This window comes from Blautia sp. MSK18_10, from assembly GCF_020553185.1.
Taxonomy (GTDB): domain Bacteria; phylum Bacillota; class Clostridia; order Lachnospirales; family Lachnospiraceae; genus Blautia_A; species Blautia_A wexlerae.
In genome coordinates, this window is the sequence record NZ_JAJCGT010000005.1 from 82,533 (window position 1) to 106,776 (window position 24,244).

A 24,244-nucleotide genomic window follows, 5' to 3' on the forward strand; every position below is an offset into this window, starting at 1 on the left:
TATTTTATGAAATTACTGTAGAACTTATCATGAACAGAAATAAGATAAGCAGATATTGAAGGTGAGATACTTATATGTTGGAACACAAAAAAATTCAAAACCTCAGTGATTATTTTGTCGAACTGAACAGCAGGCGGGAGAAAGGTGTTTATTTCTACCGTATCAACGGATATTCTGAAGAAGTCGGCGAATTTATAAAGAAATATTATGATACAGCAAGAAGAACCGGAGTGGTTATCGAAGGGAAGATACCTAATCCCGATGAGGGGAATCTTGCATATTATAATGAAATAATGGGAATGGATTTTCAGATGAGTATGGATTTTATCCATGTCAGTCTGAGAAAATGGCTGCCAAGGATGAATGAGTTTCAGAGACAGAATGTGGCAGCCTCCATTTATGACTCTCTGGATTCCCTGCGAAAAGCCGGGAAAACCGAGAATATGCTCAGGAACGCATATATCAAGTTCATGTGCTGGCTGTATTATAAATTTGAACGCATTGTAAATCAGCTTGGAGAGAACCATATCCCTAAAATATTATATGAAGGGCAGATAAGCAATTATGAGTTAATGCTCATATCGATTCTTTCCAATGCAGGCTGTGATGTAGTACTGCTTCAGTATGCAGGGGATCAGGGATATCTGAAAACAGATCCGGGTTCCGTTCTTTCAGACAGTTTGCAGATGGAAGGTTTGCAGCCATTTCCGCAGGGATATTGTGTGAAAAAGGTCAGAGATGAGATTCAGAATGAACTTAACAATGAGAGACTGTATGGAATCAGACCTTCGCTTACAAATTGTACAAATGCATGGATAAAGGGAAACGGCCTGGATGATATCCGCGAGAGCATTCTGTTAAGGGGAAATGACAGCCGTTTTTTTTATAACTGTTTCTGCAGGATAAACGGGGCAGAAGATAAGCTTACTTATGCAAATGAACTGTTCAGATTGCAGCAGGAACTGAGAAATTCAAAGAGAAATACGGTGGTCGTAAGTAAAGAGATTCCAAGACCAACGCCGCAGGAAATTTCAGAGATAAAGAGGTCAAACTATACATCCGGAGATCAGATGCTCCTGGGACTTGCGTGTAATATACAGTATGGAGCCAATCCGGAGCTTCAGCGGATCCTGCATAAAACATTTGTGGATGTTATGCTGGCTGAATCTCAGAAGGAAGGGGAAAATCTTAACAGACTGACAAACAGGGCAGTGTATCTGCTGTGCTGGATGAGAAGATATCTGCCGAAGCTGTTCATAAACTGGAAATCACCGGAGATTGGATGCTTTATTTATCTGGGGGGCTGCCGGAATGAAAACGAAGCTCTGTTTATGAGTTTCCTTGGGCGGCTGCCACTGGATGTGCTGATCTTATGTCCTGATCTGAACATTAAGTGCTGTCTGGAAGATAAACTTCTGTATGAGGTCAACTATCCGGAGAGTCTGGCGATCACAGAATATCCGGAAGAGAGTTCTCAGGTAAAGATTGGAACAGCCGCTTATCATGCGGAAAGAGAACTTGATACTCTGATGTATCAGGACAGTGGGATATACAGAAATCAGCAGTATGTGAAGGCGAATGTTATCAATCTGCAGACCATGTATGAAGAGATAAAACTACTGTGGGATCAGGAATTGAAATACAGACCTAATTTCAGCACAGTTAACGGTGTGGTAAATATTCCGGTTATTTTTTCAAAAATCTCAGGAGTGAAGGATGGAAGTGTTTCTCAGTACTGGGAATCAATAGCAGCACTGATCACAGAGGATACTGTTGTTGTGAAAAGTGCTCCGTACATTGAACCAACTGCCTCCGGTCCAATGAAAGCCTTTGCCGTAGAATTTTATAAAAACGGAAAGCTTCTGCGGAATAAAATAAAGAATCATCCCAGATATCCTTATCATCTTCTTCGGGAGGAAATGCAGGAATTTATACTTGACAAGCTGCAGCTTCTGATCGAGCGGAAACTGATAAAGGGTATTGGGGAAAATGGTACAGAATATACAGTGATCGCGCAGATTCTGGATCTGCCGAAGGAGATTCTGCGTCTGATCCAGAAATTTGATTTTACAAAAAAGAATCCGAAACTGATATATATTAATACAGGGGAGACGATGATTTCACTTCAGGATTCGATTCTTGTAACATTCCTGAACCTGGCAGGATTTGACATTCTGTTTTTTGTCCCTACAGGCTATCAGAGTGTGGAGAACTACTTTGCAGAAAAACTGATGGAAGAGCACCAGATCGGGGAATATAAATACGATATGCAGGTTCCGGATCTGAATAACATTTCGACAAACAGTACCCGCCCCTCATGGCGGAGAAAACTTTTCAGGAGAGGTTAGTAGATTATGGGACTTGATTTCGGTAAATCATCTATGGGAAATCCTGCTCAGGCCGGTAATGGTCTTCAGGAGAAAAATGAGATTGAAGTTGTGGAGAAATATGATATTGTCGCTGACAGGCAGCAGATGAATGCTGAGCTGGTCAATTCAAAAGAAGTGGACGATATTGTCAGCACGATCGAAGTTTACAATATGGATACCATTGTATCTTTTGGTGCGAAAGCAGCAGAGGAGATTTCCAAGGCATCTGATGTGGTCCTCAACAGCATGAATATGTCGCAGCTTAATGAGACAAGCGAGATGCTTAAATCGCTGGCAAAGATCATGGATCAGTTTGACATTAATGAAATTAAGGATAATCCGGGACTTTTCGGAAAGCTTTTCGGAAATTTCAGAAAACAGCTGGATAAGATACTGGCCAAGTATCACACAATGGGCGAAGAAGTTGATAAGATTTATGTTCAGCTTAAAGGATATGAGTCTGAAATCAAACAGTCCAATAAAAAGCTGGATACCATGTTTAAGACCAATGTGGATTATTATCATGAACTGGTGAAATATATCCTTGCAGGAGAACAGGCATGTAAAGAGATTGAAGCCTACATTGCCCAGAGACAGCAGGATATGGAGAATACGGGAGATCAGTCTATTCAGTTTGAACTTACCAGTCTGAATCAGGCACTGATGATGTTGGAACAGAGGACACAGGATCTGAGAACAGCAGAGAATGTGGCAATGCAGTCCATTCCCATGATAAAGACTATGGAGTTCAGCAATTACAATCTGGTGAGAAAGATCAATTCTGCGTTTATCGTTACGCTTCCTGTATTTAAGCAGGCACTTGCGCAGGCAATTCTTCTGAAAAGGCAGAAGATACAGGCAGAATCTATTGCAGAACTGGATAAGAAAACAAATGAGATGCTTCTTAAGAATGCCCAGAATACAGTAGATGTATCGAAGATGACAGCTAAAATGGCATCCGGAAGTTCCATTCAGATTGAGACTCTTGAGAAGACATGGGCAACCATTACAAATGGAATCGAAGAGACAAGAAGGATCCAGGAAGATGCCAGAAAGAAACGCCAGGAGGATCAGGTTCGTCTGGAGGCAATCAAACAGGATTTTAACAAACAATACAATGTGCCACCGGTAAGAAAATAAAAACACAGAAAAAAGGGAGGATGAATGATATGCCTATTAATTTATCAAAAGGACAGAAGGTAGATTTAACAAAGAAGAATCCGGGACTTAAGAAGATCATGGTAGGACTTGGATGGGATGTAAACGCTTTTGATTCAGGTTCGGATTTTGACCTGGATGCAGCAGCATTTATGCTTGGTGCCAACGGAAAATGCCCTACAGAGAAAGAATTCATTTTCTATGGCAATCTGAAGCATGCCAGTGAATCAGTCATCCACATGGGAGATAACCTTACCGGTGAGGGTGAAGGTGATGATGAGCAGATCATGATTGATCTGTCAAAGGTTCCGGCAAATATTGAGAGAATTGCGTTTACAGTTACCATTTATGATGCAGAAGCAAGACGTCAGAACTTCGGACAGGTTTCAAACTCTTACATCCGTCTGGTAGATGAATCCAATGAGGTGGAACTGATCCATTATGATCTTGGGGAGGACTTCTCCATTGAAACAGCAGTAGTTGTAGGAGAACTTTACAGACATAACGGAGAGTGGAAGTTTAATGCCATCGGAAGCGGATTCCAAGGTGGACTTGCAGCGCTCTGCGGTCATTATGGTATTGAAGTAGCGTAATATAAGAGACAGTCGGCTGTTTGGTAAAAATACTAAACAGTTATCAGGTATGGAGCTGTATAGCGAAGCGGATAAGACAATATGGGAGGAAAAATATATGCCAGTTAGTTTAAAAAAAGGACAGAAGGTCAGTCTTACAAAAGGTAACCCGGGACTTAAGAATGTAGTTGTAGGTATCGGATGGGATATCAATGCTTTTGACACAGGCGGGGATTTCGATCTGGATGCAGCAGCGTTCTGTCTGACAGATTCCGGAAGGGTTTCTGATTCGAACGATTTTGTATTCTATGGAAATCTTGTACATCCGTCCGGAGCAGTCCAGCATATGGGAGACAACCTTACAGGTGCCGGAGACGGAGATGATGAGCAGATTAAGATCGATCTGTCAAAGATTCCTGCCAATATCACAAAGATTGCATTTACAGTTACCATCTATGATGCAGAGGCAAGACGCCAGAATTTCGGACAGGTTTCTAATGCCTTTGTGAGAATCTTCAATGAAGTGACAGGAGAAGAAATCCTCAGATATGATCTTGGAGAAGATTTCTCTATTGAAACAGCAGTTGTATTTGGTGAACTGTACAAGAATGGTGACGAATGGAAATTTAATGCCATTGGAAGTGGTTATCAGGGTGGTCTGGCTGCTTTGTGCAACAGTTATGGTGTAGACGTAGAATAGTGCCGGAGGGCAACAGGAGGGACGAAAATGTCAGTAAGCTTACAGAAAGGACAGAAGGTAAATCTGTCAAAGGAGCATGCAGGATTAGCAAAGGTGATCGTGGGACTTGGCTGGGATGAGGCAAAGCCATCCGGCGGTGGTGGATTGTTTGGTGCATTATTTGGTTCTTCATCACATCAGGCAATCGACTGCGACGCTTCTGCAATCATGTTGAAAAATGGTAAATTTACAGATAAAACAGACCTGGTATATTTCGGCAACCTGAAACATAAATCCGGGACAGTCAATCATATGGGAGACAATCTTACAGGAGCAGGCGAGGGAGATGATGAGCAGATCGTTATTGATCTGTCAAGAGTTCCGGCTGAATATGATAAGATTGTCATTGTTGTCAATATCTATCAGGCAGTAAAGAGAAAACAGCATTTTGGAATGATCCAGAATGCATTTATCCGTCTGGTTGATGCCAGAAACAATAAAGAAATGTGCAAATATAATTTAACTGAGAATTATTCAGGTATGACTGCGATGATTTTTGGGGAAATATACAGGTATAACGGTGAATGGAAATTCAACGCCGTAGGAAATGGCACAACAGATCCCGGACTTGGGGAACTCTGCCAGAGATTTGTGTGAAAATAAAAAGAGGAGCTGTTATGGTTCCTCTTTTTATATAAAATCCGGTAACTGTCTGTCCATGATTGAACAGTTGCAAAACCCGAAAGAGGAGGTTAATTATTATGAATGAAATAAACAAAGAGGAGCGAATGCAGGGCCTGTCCGGACAGCAGGTCAGCGAGAGCAAGGCGAAGTACGGCACCAATGAGCTGGCGAAGAAAGAGACTGAATCACTCTGGTCCATGTTTATCGGTGCATTTGATGACATCTGGATTAAGGTATTATGTGCGGCTCTGGCTCTTAAAGTTATCCTGGCTGTGCTGGGAATCTTTGTCCCTGCATTATCCGGCGGAAATGATGTTGTGGAGATCATCAGTATTGTGATCGCAATCGCACTTGCTACCGGTTTCAGTACCCTGTCAGAGTACAGAAATACTTCAAGAAGTGAGGCGCTTCAGGAAGAATACAGCAAAACTTATGCCAAAGTTGTAAGAGACGGAAAGCTGGTCAATATTCTTACCAGTGAAATCGTTAAAGGTGATACGATCCTTATCCAGGCAGGAGATAAGGTTCCGGCAGATGGTCTGTTATTTGAAGGTAAGATCAAAGTATCTCAGGCGGCATTAAACGGTGAATCAAGAGATGAGAACAAAGCAGCAGTCACCAATATGGACGAGGCAGAATCTACGGATTACTCCTCACATGGAAAAGTCTTTATGGGTTCTGTTGTGACTTCAGGCGAAGGTTACATGATCGCAACTGTTATCGGAGACAGTTCTGAATTAGGAAAGATAAACAAAGCTCTGACAGATACCTCCGAGGAAGAAGAGCGAAAAGATACTTCCAGCCTGAAGCTGGAGGGTGTGGCAGCAGGTATCGGTAAACTGGGTGTGTCAGCTGCAGCGATCGCAGGTATCCTTCATGTTGTCCTGACTCTGATCAGGGCAGATCAGGCAATCACTGTTGTTTCCGTTCTCCTTGTAATAGCGGAAGCAGTTATGCTTATGGCTTCTATCGTGATCATGGCAGTTCCAGAGGGACTCCCGATGATGAACAGTTTGGTTCAGTCAATGAATACAGAGTCCATGTATAAAAAGAATATTCTTGTCAGCCACAAGGCGGCATTTTCAGATTCTGCTTATATGAACGTGCTGTTCAGTGATAAAACCGGAACGATCACACAGGGTAACCTGTCACTGGTAGAATTTATCACAGGTAACGGTGAGATTGTGGATTCCATTCAGAGCAGGGAGTTTATAGAAGCTATCACTCTGAATAACCTTGCAAAGATTTCCTCAGAGGGAAAGGCAATCGGAAGTAACAACATGGACAGAGCACTGCTCTCTTATGCCATTGATCATGGTTATAATGATTCTGACAATGATCCGGAGAAGGTAGAAGAGATCAGTGGATTTGATTCTGAGAAGAAATGTGCCACTGTAAAATTGAAAAACGGACTTGTTTACTGGAAGGGTGCTACAGAGAATATCATTGATAAAGTAACACATTACATGCTTCCGGACGGGGAAGAAAGAGAGTTTACAAAGGCAGATAAAGATAAAGTAGAAGAGCAGATGCATGCACAGGCAAAGAGAACCATGAAGCTTCTCTCCGTAGCGAAAATCAGCGATGGAAAGACTGTTCTTATGGCAGTTCTGTGTCTGCGTGATAATGTCAGAACAGATGCGGTTGAGACTGTTCAGATTCTCAATGATGCAGGAATCCAGGTAGTTATGGTTACCGGTGATGCAGAGGAAACTGCAGTAGCCATTGCAAAAGAGGCAGGTATTCTTGCAGATGAGAAGAAGGATGTGGTTCTTACCCATGAAGAAATGGAGAAATTATCAGATGAAGAGCTGAAGAAAGTTCTCCCGAACCTGAGAGTGGTAAGCCGTGCGAAACCGCTTGATAAGAAAAGACTGGTATCTCTTTCACAGCAGATTGATAATGTCTGTGGCATGACCGGTGACGGTGTGAACGATGCTCCCGCATTAAAACAGGCAGACATTGGTTTTGCAATGGGAGATGGTACAGCAGTTGCACAGGAGGCAGGAGATGTTGTTATCCTTAATAACAGTCTGACTTCCATTAAAGACTGTGTGCTTAACAGCAGGACTATGGCGAAATCTGTTGGAAAATTCCTCATTTTCCAGCTTACTGTAAATATCAGTACTCTGTTAATGAATATCATTGCACCGATCCTGGGATGGACAGAGCCGTTTTCCATTGTCCAGATCCTCTGGATCAACCTGATCATGGATACACTGGCTGCCATGGCGTTCGGTGGAGAACCTATTCTTGACAGATATATGAAAGATCAGCCGGCAAAGAGAACAGATAACATTCTGACTCCGTACATCAAGTCAGCGATCGGAGTAAGTGCAATATTTATTACCCTTGGTTCTATCCTGATACTTGAGAATATCGGCGGCATTACCAGTTGGGTAATCCCTGCGGGCTGTGCAGATCCGGAGCTTTATGAGAAAACATTTATGTTTGCGTTCTTCATTTATGCGATCATCTTTAACAGTCTGAATACCAGATCTGAGAAGTTTAATCTGTTTGAGCATATCGGGGAGAATAAGAACTTCGTACTGGTAATGGGAGCAATCTTTGTTCTTCAGACCATTATCATTGAAATCGGCGGAAAAGTATTTAGCACAACTCTGCTTGAGCCAAAGGCATTACTGGTATCCATGGTACTTGCAGTACTTATTATACCGGTGGATCTTATCAGAAAAGCAATCATGAGCAGGTAAACAATACGTATGAAATAATAATTATGGGGCTGTCGCAGGTAATAACAGTGCGGCAGTCCCATTTTTGTGAGCACACATATTACAGTCAGGACATTTTATGGAATTACTATAGAAAAGCTATATGAAGCTGTTAATTCCATTGCTTCATGTATTTTTCCAGAACCGGAAACTGTACAGGTCCGATGTCCAGAATCCGGCGGTGAAATTCTTTCAGGTCGAAATCATCTCCAAGTTTTTTCTGACAGACTGTTTTCAAGTCAAGGAAATTCAGATATCCCCAATAGTATTTCAGATAGTTACCGGGAGTTTCCACAATATACTGATAGATTTCGGCAGCAGTGGAAGCATTGTTGATGCCAAATGCTTTCAGAAAGACAGCAGTGCGGGCTGCATCCCAGCCCCTGTAATGAATGCCGATATCGATCAGGGAGTAAATGCACAGATTCATACTCCTGTTTAACCAGGCAAGCCGGACAGCATTTTTGGCAGAATCCGGATCCTTCATGAGGGAGGCGGCATATTCATAGCCGTAGGATTCCACGTAGGTTGCCCAGCCTTCCACGTAACCGGAGGAGGTGACCAGATATCTGATGTTAGAGGGATTGTTTTCGGCAAAAGAAACTGTCTGGTAAAGATGGCCGGGAAATCCTTCATGTGCCAGTGTGCCGAAAAGTTCCAGAGAAGAGGTACGTCCGGAATCGTTGATATAGATTACGTTGGGGGTTCGGGTATCCACAGGCGGCGTGAGGTAAAAAGCAGGACTTAAGAATTTTTTCATGGAAGGATGAACGGTGCGGAGTTCGTAAGAGGCATCTTTCAGTTCCGGGAAATCTTTTTTCATCAATTCCGGAAGCTTCTCAAGCATCTGAGTCGGTGTCAGCGTAAGTTCACCGGAACATTGATTCAGCCTGTCGATCAGGGAGGAATTCTGTTTCAGCAGGGAAGATATCTCCCGATAGTCGGACAAAAGCTGAGCTGACAGTCTTTTTTCAATTTGTCCGACAGGTACATAGGTTCCTGTCTGGCTTTGCAGCAGGTAGAGGTAATATTCACGCCCACCCTCAAAAAATGCCAGGCCCCGGCTGCTTTTGCCTGTACCGCGAAGACTTTCCAGACTGTCTGCCAGTTCCTGATAAGCAGGGATCACTTCGGTTAAGATCAGTTTATGATGATATGTACAGAGTTTTTTCTGATCTTCGCTGCTAAATGCAGGGTTGGAGAAAGCTTTCAGTTTCTGCGCGAAAATATCATCCATGTAGTTGGAATCAGGATTCGCGACAAAAGAATGACATTGTTTCAGGATACGGTCCAGAGTTGTGTCGCTCATGAAAAGCCCTGACTGGGATTTCTGCTTTTCCAGTTTTATAATACTTTGAAAATATGGCCTGACGGTACTCAGAAGTTTCAGATAATCAGAGATATCTTCTTTTGTCCGGAAAGTATATTCCGCCAGAAGAATGGGAAGTTGTGCCTGCACACCCAGGCCTGGTCCCAGCGGCTCATCCAGGGCGCTGTTTTTTCCAAGGGAGGCTCTGGTGTGAAAATAGAGAAGAAGCATATCACAGGTAAGCCGGTTTTCTTCGGAGAGCTTGGAATAGGCAAAGGATTTCAGCTCTTTCTCATATTCCTGACAGAGACTGGTGGTCTTAGCCGGGTCAGAAAGTGCAGTTCCAAGAGTTGCCTCGGGCTTTCTGATACCTTTTTTTTCAGGGTGTGCAAGAGTGTAGTGAAGGGTGAGGGTATTGCTGCATACTTCGGACCGGAATAATTTTTCCGTAAAGGTCTGAAAACGGGAGTTTTCAGAAACAAAGTGGTCGGAGAGAACACCCATGCTGATGCCAATGGCAAAGACCAGACACAGGCTGAGGATTCTTTTAGGGATATTTTTATAAATACGCATATCCACCTCGGAATCTGCTTTTTACTATCTTATTGAAGGAAGGCATGAAGTATGCTTTCGGTAACATCATTACTGTTCACACACCATTATCCCGCGAGGTGTTTTGGCATAAATATGCCAAAATCCTGAGACATACAAGCCAAAATTCATTCCAAATGCTCGTCACACTTTTTTCATTTGACAAAATTGGGATGTTATGTTAACATACACAAATGCGTAACAAAACGTAATAAAAATGTAATAATTTTACAACGATGTATAACAGGAGTTGATTAGTAAAATGAATAATAAAATAAAGACAATTTTGATGGCAGCAATTATGAGCTCTGTGGTTCTGACACAGGGGGTATGTGTAAGCGCAGCACAGTTTGATGATGGCGCATCAGCGTTTTCTGATGGAACAGGAAGTGTAAGTGCTCTGGCAAGTACACTGGCGAAGCAGACAGAGGAACAGACACAGGAGTTTGTTGCGAAAGAAGAGGAAGCAGCTCAGATTCGTGAAGAACGAAGAGTAGAGAAAGCGGAAAAGGCTTCTGAGAAGGCAGAGCAGGAAAAAACAGCCGCGCTGGAGAGTATTCAGCAGACAGTTGAGGATACAAAGAAAAAAATTGCCGAAGAAGCAGAAGCGAAACGTCTGGCAAAGAGACAGGAAGTGGTAAACTTTGCGCTGCAGTTTGAAGGAAATCCTTATGTTTATGGCGGAACAAGTCTTACAAACGGTGCAGACTGCTCAGGATTTGTAATGTCTGTATTTGCCAATTTCGGTTACAGTCTTCCACGTGTGGCTGCAGCGCAGTGTGATGCCTCCACAAAGAAAGATATCAGCCAGCTTGAGCCGGGAGATCTGGTATTCTACGGAAACGGATATATTGATCATGTGGCACTTTATATCGGAGATGGAAAGATTATTCATGCCAGTAATGCTGCTACAGGAATCAAGATTTCCGATTATGATTATGAGAAGCCGGCAGCTGTAGGTACGTTCATGGAATAGCTGTAACGCCTAAAATTATATGATTCGACAAATTGCACAAAGAATGTCGAGAGGTGGGAAAAGTGGATAAAGTCATACACACTCTATCCACATACCCGGTTATTGAAAAATCCCGTAAATTAAAGTTATACACAAAGTTATCCACATTATCCACATTTTATGTATGTGGAATACTCGATTTACATAAGGAAAAAAGAAACAGATGTTTTGTGTAAAATGATAAATCGACATTTTTGGACGAAAAAATCCACAAATCTATTGACTTTTTTATATTCTAAAAAACATATAATATTGTACAAAAAATACAAAATATAACAATATATATAAAAATAATCAGAATATTCAAAAAGATATTCTACTAAAAAATACAACAACAATGAAAAAAAGAATACATTTGACAGAAACAGGAAATTTCCACATAGGAGAGACAGATGTGGATGAGAAATGCACAAAATGAATTCGGGTGGGGATAACTTTTCACAGATATTATCCACATAACATGAAGTCCTGTGTCAGATATCTTTGCCGTGCGTCAGCACGCCTGCAGATATCTTCCTTGTCTTTCGCACTCTGCTGAACTGTCTTAAATGTATTATTTACGAGGATTGCTATAGATATCTTTATCATACGTCAGATAAAATCAGCCGGATGAATAGTAAATATTCATCCGGCTGATTTCTGATATATACTATTTTTGTTTCATCCGTTTGATGACTTTCAGACGGGTAAATTCCTCACGTTCTTTCTCCTCCAGTGCATTCTGGATATCTTTGGTCAGTGCCTCGTACTTCGGAATAGTGATATTCTTCAGAGCATTGGCACGTTTCTGAGTTTTCTTGATATTGGCTGCAAGGCGGATGGCTGCATTTTCCACCATGGACAGGCGGATGGACAGCTCTTTTACCTTTTCAAAGGCAGCCTTGGCTTCGTCCAGAGACATCTTTGTGCTGTAGTAGGCATAGGTGGGAGTGTTAGTGGTTTTGTCATATTCCACCAGAGGAATTTCCGTACCCATAACACTTCGGGTTTTAATGCGTATAGAGTTCTCGACAGGAACCGTACACGCGATCTGCTGGACAAAGGCGATACCAATCTCCATATTGGCTTTCTGCAGTGCTGTATAGGCAGTGCGGAAAGTCACATCAATCTGTGTCTGGATATCCTTTGCCTGATCGATCAGCTCCATCATTTCACGAATCAGGATGTTACGCTTCTTGTCCATCAGCTCATAGCCCTGACGGGAAAGCTTCAGTGAGTTCTTTGCAAGTATCAGGTTTCCCTTGGTGGGAAAGGTATTCGGATCCATGTAATCACCTCGCTTCTTTTAGCGTACTGTTTCGTGATAGTACTTGTCGAGGATCTTCGTATCAATTCGGTCGAGCTCTTCTTTCGGAAGAAGTCCCAGAAGCTCCCAGCCCTTATCCAGGGTTTCGGTGATGCTTCGGTTCTCGGTTTCGGACTGGCCGACAAATTCACTCTCAAAGGCTTTACCAAATACCAGATAGCGTTTATCCAGCGGGGAAAGCTCATCCTCACCGATAACGGAAGCAAGGGCTCTGGCATCTCCAACCTTTGCATAGCAGGAGAAAAGCTGATTTGCCACGTCCTGATGGTCTGCTCTTGTATAGCCTTCACCGATACCGTCCTTCATCAGACGGGAAAGAGACGGCAGTACGTTAATAGGCGGATAGATTGCCTGTCCATGAAGCTGTCTGTCCAGAACGATCTGACCTTCGGTGATATAACCGGTAAGGTCAGGAATCGGGTGAGTGATATCATCGTTTGGCATGGTCAGGATCGGGATCTGGGTTACGGAACCCGGTTTGCCTTTTACGATACCTGCACGTTCGTACAGGGTTGCAAGCTCACTGTACAGATAACCCGGATAACCTTTACGGGACGGAATCTCACCTTTGGAGGAGGAAACCTCTCGCATGGCCTCGCAGAAGGATGTGATGTCTGTCAGGATGACCAGGATGTGCATTCCTTTTTCAAAAGCAAGATACTCTGCGGCAGTGAGGGCGATCTTCGGTGTAAGAAGACGTTCAACAACCGGATCATTTGCAAGATTCAGGAACATAACTACATGGTCTGCAGCACCGCTTTCCTCGAAGGTACGGCGGAAAAATTCCGCTACGTCATATTTGACACCCATTGCTGCGAAAACAATGGCAAAATCTTCATCAGAGTCCTCTCCCAGAGAAGCCTGCTGTACGATCTGTGCAGCCAGCTTGTCGTGTGGAAGACCATTTCCGGAAAAGATCGGAAGCTTCTGTCCTCGGATCAGGGTGGTCAGTCCGTCGATTGCGGAAATACCGGTGTTGATATAGTTTCGGGGATATTCACGTGCTACCGGGTTCAGTGGCAGACCATTGATGTTTAATTTTACATCCGGGGTGATGTCCCCCAGACCGTCGATGGGCTGTCCGATACCGTTAAAGGTTCGTCCGAGGATTTCCGGGGAAAGCCCGATCTCCATGGGACGTCCGGTCAGCCGGGTATGGGTGTTGCCTAAGGACATACCGTCTGTTCCTTCAAAAACCTGGATAACAGCCTTGTCCTCATAAATCTCAATAATACGGCCGATCTTGCGAGTCCCGTCATCCATGTGAAATTCAACGATTTCCTCATAGGAGGCATTCTTGACGCCTTCCAGGACCACCAGAGGTCCGTTTATTTCGCTTAAGCCTAAATATTCAATTGCCATAAACTTCTCCTCTCTGTTACGACTCATAGCCGGTTATGGCTATGAATGTAACTGTTCCGGCATCAGCCGTTTTTTTCCATTATGTTATCATAGAAAGTATCAATGTCCTGCTTGTATTGGTCGAATTTATCAAGCTGATTATTTGCCACATCATATTTAATGGAAATAATTTTTTCAAAAATGTTGTTCCCCTCTTTCAGTACGGAAACCGGCATTCCACGGTTGATGAGTGCACGGCATTTTTCATAAAGATAGAGGATCGTTTCCATCATTTTAAACTGTTTTTCCATTGGTACGCAGGTGTCTTCTGCGTGAAAAGCGTTCTGCTGGAGGAAGCCCAGACGGATGACTCTGGCAATTTCCAGCGTCAGTTTCTGGTCATCCGGAAGAACGTCGCTTCCGATCAGCTTGACGATCTCCATCAGGGAGCTCTCCTGATTCAGGATTGCCATGAGCTGATTCCTGTCTGCTACAAATTTCGGGGAAACATGTTCTCTGTACCATGGAGTCAGGTCTTCCAGATATTCACTGTAGCTGGTGAGCCAGTGGATTGCCGGGAAGTGACGGGCATAGGCAAGGGATTTGTCCAGTCCCCAGAAGCAGCGGACGAAACGTTTGGTGTTTTGTGTGACAGGTTCTGAGAAGTCACCACCCTGTGGAGAAACTGCTCCGATAATGGAGACAGAGCCTTCGGTTCCGTTTAAGTTCTGCATCATTCCTGCACGTTCATAGAATGCGGACAGCTTGGATGCCAGATATGCAGGGAAACCTTCCTCTGCAGGCATTTCCTCCAGACGGCCGGACAGTTCTCGAAGAGCTTCTGCCCAACGGGAAGTGGAGTCTGCCATGATAGCTACGTCGTAACCCATATCCCGGTAATATTCCGCAAGAGTTACACCTGTATAAATAGAAGCTTCACGCGCCGCAACCGGCATGTTGGAAGTATTGGCGATCAATGTGGTTCTGTCCATCATCAGGTTTCCGGATTTCGGGTCGATCAGTTTACTGAAATCTTCCAGAACCTGAGTCATCTCGTTTCCACGTTCTCCGCATCCAATGTAGATGATAATGTCTGCGTCAGACCATTTTGCAATCTGATGCTGAGTCATGGTCTTACCTGTACCGAAACCTCCCGGAACAGCGGCTGTACCGCCCTTTGCGATAGGGAAAAGAGTGTCCAGGATACGCTGGCCTGTGACAAGCGGGACGCTTGCGGGGAAACGTTTGTGGGTTGGTCTCGGGATACGGATCGGCCATTTCTGTGCAAGTGCCAGATCTTTGGTGGTTCCGTCTGCGAACTGAATGGTTACGATCGGTTCCAGAATGGTGTATGCTCCGTCAGATGCCGCGTGGATAACTGTGGCTTCTGTAAGATTCGGAGGAACCATGGATTTATGGAGAATGGAGTCTGTTTCCTGAGTTTCTGCGATAACAGAGCCGGGACCTACAACATCTCCTTCTTTTACTATGATGTGAGTGTTCCATTTCTTTTCTGTGTCAAGAGAATCAACGCTGACACCTCGTGAAATATATTTGCCTGAGGCTTTGGCAATCTCTTCCAGAGGGCGCTGGATACCATCAAAAATATTGTGGATGATTCCAGGTCCCAGAAGTACAGAAATGGCATCTCCGGTTCCTGTAACTGTATCGCCCGGTTTCAGTCCTGTAGTCTCCTCGAAAACCTGTACGGTGGTCATGCCTTTCTTCAGGCCGATGATCTCACCTACCAGATGTTCCGGACCTACATAGACCATCTCGGAAATCTTAAATCCGCTGTCGCCCTTCAGATAAATGACGGGGCCGTTGACACCGTAGATAATACCTGTATTACTCATGTTCTGGTCCTCCGTCAAACTTGAATTCTTTGTATGCTGCCTCAAAATTTCCTGCAAAAGAGTGATCGATCAGGATGTTTTTCTGAGGAATCGTAGCGCGGATACCGCCAAGAAAAGAGTCCTTTGCAAGCTGGATAGCAGTACCTGTTGTATGCTGAAGTTTCTCTGCAAGAGATCTGTCCTCCGGAGAGAGATAGATGGTAATCTCATCATTTCCCGCGAAATCCAGAGCTTCTTTGATCTTAGCAGTTAAATAGTTCTCATACTCCGGAGTTTTGGTAAAGGATTCCAGAAGTCCTTTTACTTCGGAGAAAATTTTCTCTTTTAATTCGTTTTGTTTTCTGGTCCAGTCACGCTTGATCGTGAGCTGTTCTGCGGAGAGAGCCTTGTTTATTTCACGTCGGGCGCTGGCAGTTTCCGCTTTGATCTGTGTCTGGGCGTTTTCTTCACTGAGAGTTTTGTGTTCTTCTGCCATTTTCTCCAGAGCCGCTTTATGCTCATCGAGAATGGCGGCAGCTTTTTCGTGGGCTTCCTCTACAGTGATATCATAAAAATGGCTGAGTTTTTCATCAATTGTCATGTTAACACCTGCCTGTAATATTTAGATTGTAACTGTTCACTCCGTTCACAGTAACGTAGCCAAAATTCATTCCAGATTGCCTGTGGCAATGGGATTTTGGCTTGTATGTCTCGAGATAGTGGTGTGTGAACAGTAACATTAGATTTACTATTGGTAACTGTTTTACAGTTTTAAACCAATAGCTTCATTCACATATGAAGTGATAAAATCCGGTTTGCGGCCAGTACCGTGCCTGTCGGGAATTTCGATAATCAGAGGGGTCTTGTGATGAAGCTTTACATCATCTATAATTTCGGGAAACTCCCGGCCGAATTTCTCGGTCAGGAGTATGATTCCGATTTCTTTATTGGAGATAGCTTTCTGCAAAGCATCTTTTAATTCATCATGTGTGTGTACGACCACGCCCTCTACACCTGCCAGTCTCATCCCTGTGTAGGTATCGATATTGTCGCTGATCAAAAACATCTGCATCTTATAACTGTCCCAGGATCATGAAGGAGATGATCAGTCCATAAAGGGCAACACCTTCTGCAAGACCTACGAAAATAAGGGATTTACCAAGGATACTCTGATCCTCGCTGATAGCGCCTAAGGCTGCGCTTGCCGCACTGGCAACGGCAATACCACCACCGATACAGGAAAGACCTGTTACAAGAGCTGCTGCGATATAACCCATACCTGTTGCAAGTGTGCCTTCAGAGCCTGCAGCAGCCTGTACGGAAGAAGCACCTGTGAACATAACTGCAATGGCGATAAGCATGGTTCCAAAGAAGAAGAATGCGTTTACACCGAGAGCTGTTTTGTAACGTCCGCGGTTTTTTTCACCGATGAGATAGTAGCCAAATGGAAGAATGATGCTGAGTACCAGTGCGATTGCTAAAATGATCTGTGCGATTGTTGTCATAATTAAATCTCCTCTTAGTTCTTGATTTTGCTGTTCATATATATCATATTTATTCGGCTTTGAATATCTGGCTGACCGACAGATATGGGTTTCCCGAGGATGATATATAAATGAAAATAGTATAATTTCTGATGATCTTTCTGTCTATTTTACAGAGCGGAACGGCTCAAATTTACGTCCTGTACCTTTGTAGAAGCGGCTGAACATTTCATAATATTCCAGACGAAGCACCTGGATACCGACGATCAGGCCCTCCATACCACATACAAAAAGGTTTCCCAGAACTACTACTATCCAGTTCAGGTTTCCGCTTTCTGCGCCTGCAAGCATGAGAACGACTTCCATCATCGCTGCATGGCTGACTGCGAAAGCTCCGATACGGACGAAAGAAAGGGTATTGGAGAAGTAGCTTAACAGGACTTCAAACATTTCAAAAAGTCCCTGTACAACGAACATTCCCTTCTCTTTTGGCATAAATTCTGATTTCTTCTCAATGAGGGCTGTAAGTGGCTCTTTCAAAAAGATCAGGATCAATGGTACGCCGAACATGATAAACAGTACGATTCCGCCGGGAAGTGTTTTGCCATTCAGTATAAGTGCAATGGAGACAACTGCAGAGCCGTAGAATACCAGACCAGCTACTGAGTTTGTATCAAACCAGATGTGTTCTACATCTCCGGCTTTCCAGGCATTCAGGATGTTAAATACCATACATAAAAGGATCAGGCACATACCAAAACCAATGGCAACAATAAATACTGTATTCAGCTTTCCGATAAACGGAACTGACATCATATTGTTCATCGGGCGAAGCCACAGGGCTGGTATCACATCTTCGAATCCGAAGATACTTCCGAACATAAATCCGAAGATTGTGGAGAACACACCTGCACAACTGATAATGCCTGCCAGTGTGATATGTTTGAATTTATAAAGCAGGAAACCACCGATAAAGAGCAGCAATCCCTGCCCCACATCACCGAACATTGCACCGAAAATAAAGGAATAAGTCAGTGCCACAAACCATGTTGGATCCATCTCGTTATAGGCCGGAAGACCATACATTTTGATGTACATTTCAAATGGTTTAAACAGTTTCGGGTTCTTCAGTTTCGTTGGCGGCTGCTGGTGTATACCTGGCTTCAGATGTTCGTCCTCTTCACCGTCAATAATACAGAAAATGCGGCTGTCGTCTTTGATATCATTCTGGAAAGAATGGGCATCTTTCTCTGTCATCCATCCACATAAGATATAGAAAACGTCTTTATCCCCATGTGTACATGCTGCAAGTCTGCGCACATCAAAGTTACCGGAAAGCTGTGCGATAGCATTGCGGGAGGCAACAATATCTTTCTGGTTTCTAAGAAGAAAATCTGCTTTTTTCTGATCGGCAGATGCCAGATCAGCAGCAGCTCTGTTGCGTGTTTCAGTCAGTTGTTCGAAAGCTTCTTTTGCTGTTCCCTCATAAGTATCCGGCATATAAATACGCTCGAAGTGCATGGAAGAATAGACGGCTTTTACTTTCTGGGCTTCGTGCTCCGGGACAAAATACAGACCCCAGACATACTGGTCATCTTCATCACATTTAATGAAAATTGTGTCCAGATTTTCGTAAATATACTTTTCAAATTTCTGGTAATATTCCTTCTCAATCCTTCCGAAACGGAAGTGGATGAACTGGAATTTCAGGATTGAGGAAATATTGTAATTAATATTTCTGAACGGGCGGATCACTCGCAGAGATTCATCCAGAGCTGCAAGCTGACTTTCCAGATCAGCACGTTTATTGCTTAGTTCCTGATAATCAGACTGAATCCGGCGGATTGTATTTAAAGCCTGTTCAGTATCCATGGGTTTGGCAGAAATCTTCTCCGGATCTGCCAGTTCATCATAGAAACTGTTGGCAGTAGAGAGTGCTTCCTTATATGGATTGATTTCCATAAACGGAGAAAGACTCTCTACTGCGGTCAGCTCGGAAAGGGCATTTTCCAGATGAATTTCGTACTTGGAAAGATAGGTGTTTACCACTCTGTCAATATCGGTCTTAGGACCGGTAATGCTCAGGAACTTCATTTTCTCAATCATAAATTCACCTCCTGGTTAATGTTCTTTAAACTGCGAAGCAGTTATTCAGTTATGCGCCATATAGAAATCAACTGTTGCAAATATAACGCATGGCTTCATCATGCTGCACACCGTAACGTACGCATTCAATGGCGATAGTCAGGCGGTTTACTTCGTGTTCCTTGTTATACAGATAAGAATAGATCACTGCTACAGAATATGGATTTCTGTGGGATTCCTTCTCAAGGATTGAGCGGTGGATGTGGTTGTAGAATTCTTCCAGATTGGCTACGGTAAGCTGTTCATATTTGTTTCCGTACCATGTTTTCTGGAAAATTCTTCGACCTTCTTCGTATGAAGGTGCTTCCACCAAAGCTGTGATCTCTTCTTTCTTTAACTTATAATTTACAGGGATCAGCAGGGCATAAATACTTGCCGGATCCATGTTGTAATACCTTTTGGAACGCTGGATAAACTGCAGGTTCAGCATATCAAATTTCTCGCCGTAAGTGCAGGTAATCTCTTCCAGATCTTTACCTTTAAACAGCTTCTTACGGATGTTCCAGATCTGGGTAAAATAGTACAGATCCAGTGCCATACCATAGTCGAAGAGAAGTGCTGTTTCATGCTCCTGGATCTTCGAAAGCGGGATATAAAATTCGTTTCCTTTGAGGCAGGAGATCAGTTCCTCCATGGTGGAACAGGTAGTGATCCGGTCTACATCAATATTGGAATGCAGACGGAAAAATTCACGGTACGGAGAAACATCTACAGGATCCGTGTCGCGGTGATCGAAGATATTTGTCATGACTTCCTTCAGTACACGGATTTCATATCGCTTGGAATACAGATCCAGAAATTTACGCTGCTCCGGGTTGGCAAAGTGATAAATTCTGGAGAAATTCTGGAATATGGATTTCTTCAGAAGCTTCTCAATCTGGCCACGGTGCAGGGTATTTTCATCCAGTGCATCCCACCTGGAAGAGTATTCCGGCATTCGCTTCAGATAGGCGGCTACCTGCGTGACATCGGAGAGTTGGAGGATTTCCTCGAACTGATCCATGGTAGTAAGCCTGCTTTGCATTGCGCGGATTTTCGTGGAAAGTCCGCTGTAGGAGAGTACGCCTCCCATTGTTTTTCACTTCCTTTCCTGATGTCATCTAGAGTGTGTCTGAGACAGATCTTTACATAGTTAGTATTTTCTCAAACAATTCTCTGGAAAGTTGTGAGTGCTGCTGTTCGTAATGAGCATCCAGTGAAGAAAAGGTAGCGTCTGTGTCTGCACGTAACTGTGCCAGGCGAGAATCTTTTTCTTCTTCCAGTTGCTGACGGATCCGTCGAATCTGCTCTGCTGTCCGGGTCTCCAGCTGCTCGTCATAATTTTTACATTTCTGTTCTGCCTCTTCAGAAAGCTGTTGCTTTTGCCGGTCGCAGTCTTCCATGATGCGTTGGGCTGTAAGCTCGATTTCAGATAATTTGTTAAGTATCTGCTCCATCTTCAACCTCCTTAGTTGTCAAAATTTTACAAAAAAACCAGATTTACTATGCACAAAATAGTAATATCTGTTAGATATCATACACCCTTTTGTTTAAAAAAACCATCTAAATTTTTTTCAGAAATAAAAAAATTGTTATTTTTTAGACAAGTTAAAGAAATCTCCTGCGAATATCTGTCCGGGATGTAATTGACGTTAGGAGTATGGTATGGTAGTTTATTGGTGGCAGGAAATTGCACGCACATCTTGCGTAAAGCATTTTTCAAACACGCTCTGGAGATATAAGAAAAGGAACAGGAGATTTTTATGAGATTAAGAAATATTCCGGGAGCTCAGGATGCAATTCTGGAGAGCTCTTATGTGGTGCAGGAACCACAGACAAAGAAAGGACACTGGGGGGAGGTTTTTGTGAAAAAGCAGCCTCTTCATATTGAAGTAGGGATGGGAAAAGGAAGATTTCTTATGGATCTGGCCCGGCTGCATCCGGATATCAATTATATAGGAATCGAGATGTATGACAGCGTTCTTCTTCGCGCATTGCAGAAGAGAGAAGAACTGGAGGAGAATGGAGAGGTTTATTCTAATTTATTTTTTATGAGAGTGGATGCCAGACTTCTGCCGGAAATCTTTGAGAAAGGTGAAGTAGATAAGATTTATCTGAACTTTTCCGATCCATGGCCAAAAGCCCGCCATGCAAAACGTCGCCTGACATCCAGAGAATTCCTGGCACGTTACGACCAGATTCTGGTTCAGGATGGAAAAGTGGAATTTAAGACAGATAATAAGGAACTGTTTGAATTTTCCCTGGAAGAAGTGGAGGAAGCCGGATGGAATCTGGAAGCTTCTACCTTTGATCTGCATCATAATGAAGAGATGGTACAGGGAAATGTTATGACAGAATATGAAGAGAAATTTTCTTCTATGGGAAATCCAATCTGTAAGATGGTGATTTCCAGAGGGTGTCACAGATAAAAAAGCAGAGCAATCATCTGATTTATAGCAATTCCGTAGTGAAGTGGATTGCGATTATTCATTTGATTATCTATTGTGGCTGGCAGTGCATATTATGGTATAAGAAAATTTCGGGGCGCTTCGCGCCCCGAAGGAGTCAGCCAGTGAAACGAAAAAGTTTTTTCCATAATAAGATGCTACAATTCCGCTATGAACACAAAAACTTTGATAATACCTTCAGCCGCCTGCGGAAATCCGCAGAAGAGGTCAATAAAACACTTAACAAAATGTCCCAAAACGACGAAAAAAAGGAAAAATAAATGAAATAAAAAAAAATCTGATTTTTTTTGAAAAAACCTATTGACATTTAAACGACTATTATATATAATATCACTTGCGTTGAAGGTGATGCAAAACTTCAACACAGAGAAAAACAAAAGAATATGCGCTTTTAGCTCAGTTGGTAGAGCACCTGACTCTTAATCAGGGTGTCCAGGGTTCGAACCCCTGAAGGCGCACTAAGAACACTGTTTTTGCGGACAAAGCGATTGCCGCGGGGACGGTGTTTTTTATGTTTTACGGGAAAGTGAAAAATAAAGGTGTCTGGGAAATAGATAGAAATGAAATATTTACGCCCTTGCGGAGAAAGTTCCACAAGGGCGTAAAAGTATTTTATGCTGCTGATAGCGCTTGAAGAACACAGGGTCAAGCTGGTAAATATCTTCATGCAGGAGAGAAGACTGCTGTGCAAGATGCAGATAAACTCTCTTTATAACCAGTCATCACACTTTATACAAACCATCCTGATAACATTGAAATCCCTCCCTGTTGGAAAGAGTTGATGACATTGAATTTTTATAAGTCGGAAACATATAAGACATTGCAAGAAAAAGAAAAGGGTTTGTGAAAAGATTTTAACGCTTTTCGTATCAAAAGATGCACTATGGCTTCTGATTATGTTATACTCTATACTCAGTGTATTGTCGAAAGAAGAGGAATAAGTCAAATATCTGGGTTCCGGTCTGGTCAAAGGAGGTTACGGTATCGAATGAAAAAAATACTAAAAAGAACAGGAAAAATATTTTGCCTTTTCCTGCTGATCGTGGTGCTGGTAAATATACTTTCACCTCTTTTTTGCAGGAAACCGGACGAAAAATATGTGGAAAGTCTGAGAAAGACAGAATTTACATCAGAGACAGCAGGCGTAGAAAGAATTTGCTGCATTGACGATAATGAAGAGGCACTTTTGTGGAGGCTTCGTATGATTGGCACTGCGAAGGAGAGCATTGTACTGTCTACCTTTGACTTACGCGCGGATGATAATGGCACTAAAATTCTTGCCGCATTGAATTGCGCTGCGGCAAGAGGTGTGAAGATTCAGTTATTGATCGATGGAATTTATCAGCAACTGTTTCTGGCTGGAAGCAACGATTTCCAGGCTCTGGCATCATATGAGAATGTGGAAGTGGGAGTTTACAATCCGGTGACACCGGTCAATCTGTTTAAGGTGAATTATCGCATGCATGATAAATATCTGATCGTGGATGAGAAAATGTATCTGCTGGGCGGACGCAACAGCAATGATATCTTTCTGGGGAATCAGACAAAAGGCATTAATGAAGACAGAGATATCCTGGTGTATGATACATCAGAAGGACAGGGAGAGTCTCTGAACCAGCTTGAGAATTATTTCCATAAAATATGGAAGGAAAGCTGTGTGAGCATTAAAAAAGGCAAACAATCTTCCAGATATACGGATGCATACCGGCACATGGAAGAAATTTACATATCTCTGCTGAAAAGGTACAATGATATAGAAACCTACAGTGCATGGGAAAAGGATACGATAGAAGCAAACAAGATCACTCTGATCAATAATGGAATTGAGGCGGGGCGAAAAACACCGCAGGTTCTCCAGACAATTCAGTATCTTACTGAAAATGCAGATCATGTAATAATACAGACTCCTTATGTGATCTGTAATGGTTACATGTATGATGTATTGCAGGGGATTTCAGATCATGCAAAACTTCAGATCGTGCTGAATGCAGTGGAAAAAGGCTCTAATCCATGGGGCTGTACAGATTATCTTAATCAGAAAAAGAAAATTCTGGAAACAGGGGCAGATGTGTATGAACTGATGAATGATTATCCGGTTCATACAAAAGCTGTGCTGATAAATGACCGTCTGTCAGTAGTAGGTTCCTATAATCTGGATATGCGAAGTACTTATCTGGATACGGAACTGATGTTGGTAATTGACAGCGAAAAACTGAGTCAGCAGATTCACGAAACAGAATCAGATTATATGGAAAAAAGCAAAGAGGTACTTGCAAACGGTCAGGAAACCGAAGGCGCAAAGTACCAGGGGAAAGTGTTGAATCGGAAAAAGAAGTTATACTACGGTGTGCTCAGGATTATCATTCGTCCTCTTCGGCAGCTGCTTTAGAGTGTGTTTGGAAAATCATTCCCAAAATCTCCTGCAAATTGTGACGCACATCTTGCGTAAAGCATTTTTCAGACACGTTCTAGAAAATAATATCACAAGTATATGTCATATAAATGTTCAGTAGCTGAAAAAAAGCGTTGTCAATCAGACTACAGAAGATTAAAATAGACATAAAAGCAGCTGTTACA

19 protein-coding genes and 1 tRNA gene are annotated in these 24,244 nt (G+C 42.9%); 10 read left to right on the forward strand and 10 right to left on the reverse strand.

Features of this window, described 5'->3' with window-relative positions; translation table 11 throughout:
* The first annotated feature begins 74 nt into the window (after nucleotides 1-74).
* The 6 genes from LI074_RS04125 (at nucleotide 75) to LI074_RS04150 (ending at nucleotide 8,176) form a co-directional block, all read left to right on the forward strand.
* Nucleotides 75-2,348, forward strand: coding sequence for a YceG family protein (locus LI074_RS04125; RefSeq protein ID WP_173697786.1), 2,274 nt, complete (start codon nucleotides 75-77; stop codon nucleotides 2,346-2,348).
* A 6-nt stretch (nucleotides 2,349-2,354) separates the two neighbouring features.
* Entirely contained in the window at nucleotides 2,355-3,509 is a 1,155-nt protein-coding gene (locus LI074_RS04130; protein WP_020993224.1) for a toxic anion resistance protein, read from the forward strand.
* Nucleotides 3,510-3,538: 29 nt separating this feature from the next.
* On the forward strand, nucleotides 3,539-4,120 hold the full coding sequence (locus tag LI074_RS04135; protein WP_055057770.1) for a TerD family protein: 582 nt from the start codon (nucleotides 3,539-3,541) through the stop codon (nucleotides 4,118-4,120).
* Nucleotides 4,121-4,217: 97 nt separating this feature from the next.
* Nucleotides 4,218-4,799 carry a TerD family protein gene (locus tag LI074_RS04140; RefSeq protein ID WP_008705353.1) on the forward strand — a complete coding sequence of 194 codons (582 nt, stop codon included), beginning with the start codon at nucleotides 4,218-4,220 and terminating at the stop codon, nucleotides 4,797-4,799.
* Between the two features lie 27 nt (nucleotides 4,800-4,826).
* Nucleotides 4,827-5,435: a TerD family protein gene (locus tag LI074_RS04145; RefSeq protein ID WP_008705352.1), complete on the forward strand. Its 609-nt coding sequence runs from the start codon at nucleotides 4,827-4,829 to the stop codon at nucleotides 5,433-5,435.
* A gap of 104 nt (nucleotides 5,436-5,539) precedes the next feature.
* Nucleotides 5,540-8,176, forward strand: a complete 2,637-nt coding sequence (locus LI074_RS04150) for a cation-translocating P-type ATPase (protein ID WP_173697787.1) — start codon at nucleotides 5,540-5,542, stop codon at nucleotides 8,174-8,176.
* A 130-nt stretch (nucleotides 8,177-8,306) separates the two neighbouring features.
* Here the strand turns inward: LI074_RS04150 and LI074_RS04155 are convergent, their stop codons facing one another.
* Nucleotides 8,307-10,076, reverse strand: a complete 1,770-nt coding sequence (locus LI074_RS04155) for a DUF885 domain-containing protein (RefSeq protein WP_173697788.1) — start codon at nucleotides 10,074-10,076, stop codon at nucleotides 8,307-8,309.
* A gap of 280 nt (nucleotides 10,077-10,356) precedes the next feature.
* Here LI074_RS04155 and LI074_RS04160 point away from each other — a divergent pair, with 280 nt between their 5' ends.
* Nucleotides 10,357-11,070 carry a C40 family peptidase gene (locus LI074_RS04160; protein ID WP_055200181.1) on the forward strand — a complete coding sequence of 238 codons (714 nt, stop codon included), beginning with the start codon at nucleotides 10,357-10,359 and terminating at the stop codon, nucleotides 11,068-11,070.
* Nucleotides 11,071-11,758: 688 nt separating this feature from the next.
* On the opposite strand, the gene LI074_RS04165 is transcribed toward LI074_RS04160, so the two are convergent.
* The 9 genes from LI074_RS04165 to LI074_RS04205 form a co-directional block, all read right to left on the reverse strand.
* On the reverse strand, nucleotides 11,759-12,376 hold the full coding sequence (locus LI074_RS04165; RefSeq protein WP_008705345.1) for a V-type ATP synthase subunit D: 618 nt from the start codon (nucleotides 12,374-12,376) through the stop codon (nucleotides 11,759-11,761).
* Between the two features lie 18 nt (nucleotides 12,377-12,394).
* Nucleotides 12,395-13,777 carry a V-type ATP synthase subunit B gene (locus tag LI074_RS04170; protein WP_008705343.1) on the reverse strand — a complete coding sequence of 461 codons (1,383 nt, stop codon included), beginning with the start codon at nucleotides 13,775-13,777 and terminating at the stop codon, nucleotides 12,395-12,397.
* 62 nt (nucleotides 13,778-13,839) lie between these two features.
* On the reverse strand, nucleotides 13,840-15,612 hold the full coding sequence (locus LI074_RS04175; protein ID WP_008705342.1) for a V-type ATP synthase subunit A: 1,773 nt from the start codon (nucleotides 15,610-15,612) through the stop codon (nucleotides 13,840-13,842).
* Nucleotides 15,605-16,192: a V-type ATP synthase subunit E gene (locus tag LI074_RS04180; protein ID WP_025578303.1), complete on the reverse strand. Its 588-nt coding sequence runs from the start codon at nucleotides 16,190-16,192 to the stop codon at nucleotides 15,605-15,607. The genes LI074_RS04175 and LI074_RS04180 overlap by 8 nt, the downstream gene beginning before the upstream one ends.
* A 162-nt stretch (nucleotides 16,193-16,354) precedes the next feature.
* Nucleotides 16,355-16,663: a V-type ATP synthase subunit F gene (locus LI074_RS04185; RefSeq protein WP_008705340.1), complete on the reverse strand. Its 309-nt coding sequence runs from the start codon at nucleotides 16,661-16,663 to the stop codon at nucleotides 16,355-16,357.
* 1 nt (nucleotide 16,664) lies between these two features.
* Nucleotides 16,665-17,096, reverse strand: a complete 432-nt coding sequence (locus LI074_RS04190; protein WP_008705339.1) for an ATP synthase subunit C — start codon at nucleotides 17,094-17,096, stop codon at nucleotides 16,665-16,667.
* 144 nt (nucleotides 17,097-17,240) lie between these two features.
* The gene (locus LI074_RS04195; protein WP_173697789.1) at nucleotides 17,241-19,181 is read right to left on the reverse strand and encodes a V-type ATP synthase subunit I; all 1,941 of its coding nucleotides are present in this window, start codon (nucleotides 19,179-19,181) and stop codon (nucleotides 17,241-17,243) included.
* A 67-nt stretch (nucleotides 19,182-19,248) separates the two neighbouring features.
* Entirely contained in the window at nucleotides 19,249-20,292 is a 1,044-nt protein-coding gene (locus LI074_RS04200; RefSeq protein ID WP_022380359.1) for a V0D/AC39 family V-type ATPase subunit, read from the reverse strand.
* A 52-nt stretch (nucleotides 20,293-20,344) separates the two neighbouring features.
* The gene (locus tag LI074_RS04205; RefSeq protein ID WP_055054320.1) at nucleotides 20,345-20,656 is read right to left on the reverse strand and encodes a hypothetical protein; all 312 of its coding nucleotides are present in this window, start codon (nucleotides 20,654-20,656) and stop codon (nucleotides 20,345-20,347) included.
* A 306-nt stretch (nucleotides 20,657-20,962) separates the two neighbouring features.
* Here LI074_RS04205 and trmB point away from each other — a divergent pair, with 306 nt between their 5' ends.
* From trmB to LI074_RS04220, 3 genes are all read left to right on the forward strand, one after another.
* On the forward strand, nucleotides 20,963-21,628 hold the full coding sequence (trmB, locus tag LI074_RS04210) for a tRNA (guanosine(46)-N7)-methyltransferase TrmB (protein WP_055057781.1): 666 nt from the start codon (nucleotides 20,963-20,965) through the stop codon (nucleotides 21,626-21,628).
* A gap of 424 nt (nucleotides 21,629-22,052) precedes the next feature.
* A tRNA-Lys gene (locus tag LI074_RS04215) sits at nucleotides 22,053-22,125 on the forward strand.
* A 530-nt stretch (nucleotides 22,126-22,655) separates the two neighbouring features.
* Entirely contained in the window at nucleotides 22,656-24,056 is a 1,401-nt protein-coding gene (locus LI074_RS04220; protein ID WP_173697790.1) for a phospholipase D-like domain-containing protein, read from the forward strand.
* Nucleotides 24,057-24,244: the final 188 nt, after the last annotated feature.

Bases quoted from the DNA above. Each gene is read 5' to 3' on its own strand.
- LI074_RS04165 (WP_008705345.1), bottom strand. From the start codon at position 12,376: ATGGATCCGAATACCTTTCCCACCAAGGGAAACCTGATACTTGCAAAG.
- LI074_RS04160 (WP_055200181.1), top strand. From the start codon at position 10,357: ATGAATAATAAAATAAAGACAATTTTGATGGCAGCAATTATGAGCTCT.
- LI074_RS04150 (WP_173697787.1), top strand. From the start codon at position 5,540: ATGAATGAAATAAACAAAGAGGAGCGAATGCAGGGCCTGTCCGGACAG.
- LI074_RS04205 (WP_055054320.1), bottom strand. From the start codon at position 20,656: ATGGAGCAGATACTTAACAAATTATCTGAAATCGAGCTTACAGCCCAA.
- LI074_RS04220 (WP_173697790.1), top strand. From the start codon at position 22,656: ATGAAAAAAATACTAAAAAGAACAGGAAAAATATTTTGCCTTTTCCTG.
- LI074_RS04180 (WP_025578303.1), bottom strand. From the start codon at position 16,192: ATGACAATTGATGAAAAACTCAGCCATTTTTATGATATCACTGTAGAG.
- trmB (WP_055057781.1), top strand. From the start codon at position 20,963: ATGAGATTAAGAAATATTCCGGGAGCTCAGGATGCAATTCTGGAGAGC.
- LI074_RS04195 (WP_173697789.1), bottom strand. From the start codon at position 19,181: ATGATTGAGAAAATGAAGTTCCTGAGCATTACCGGTCCTAAGACCGAT.
- LI074_RS04140 (WP_008705353.1), top strand. From the start codon at position 4,218: ATGCCAGTTAGTTTAAAAAAAGGACAGAAGGTCAGTCTTACAAAAGGT.
- LI074_RS04170 (WP_008705343.1), bottom strand. From the start codon at position 13,777: ATGGCAATTGAATATTTAGGCTTAAGCGAAATAAACGGACCTCTGGTG.
- LI074_RS04185 (WP_008705340.1), bottom strand. From the start codon at position 16,663: ATGCAGATGTTTTTGATCAGCGACAATATCGATACCTACACAGGGATG.
- LI074_RS04200 (WP_022380359.1), bottom strand. From the start codon at position 20,292: ATGGGAGGCGTACTCTCCTACAGCGGACTTTCCACGAAAATCCGCGCA.
- LI074_RS04175 (WP_008705342.1), bottom strand. From the start codon at position 15,612: ATGAGTAATACAGGTATTATCTACGGTGTCAACGGCCCCGTCATTTAT.
- LI074_RS04130 (WP_020993224.1), top strand. From the start codon at position 2,355: ATGGGACTTGATTTCGGTAAATCATCTATGGGAAATCCTGCTCAGGCC.
- LI074_RS04190 (WP_008705339.1), bottom strand. From the start codon at position 17,096: ATGACAACAATCGCACAGATCATTTTAGCAATCGCACTGGTACTCAGC.
- LI074_RS04135 (WP_055057770.1), top strand. From the start codon at position 3,539: ATGCCTATTAATTTATCAAAAGGACAGAAGGTAGATTTAACAAAGAAG.
- LI074_RS04125 (WP_173697786.1), top strand. From the start codon at position 75: ATGTTGGAACACAAAAAAATTCAAAACCTCAGTGATTATTTTGTCGAA.
- LI074_RS04145 (WP_008705352.1), top strand. From the start codon at position 4,827: ATGTCAGTAAGCTTACAGAAAGGACAGAAGGTAAATCTGTCAAAGGAG.
- LI074_RS04155 (WP_173697788.1), bottom strand. From the start codon at position 10,076: ATGCGTATTTATAAAAATATCCCTAAAAGAATCCTCAGCCTGTGTCTG.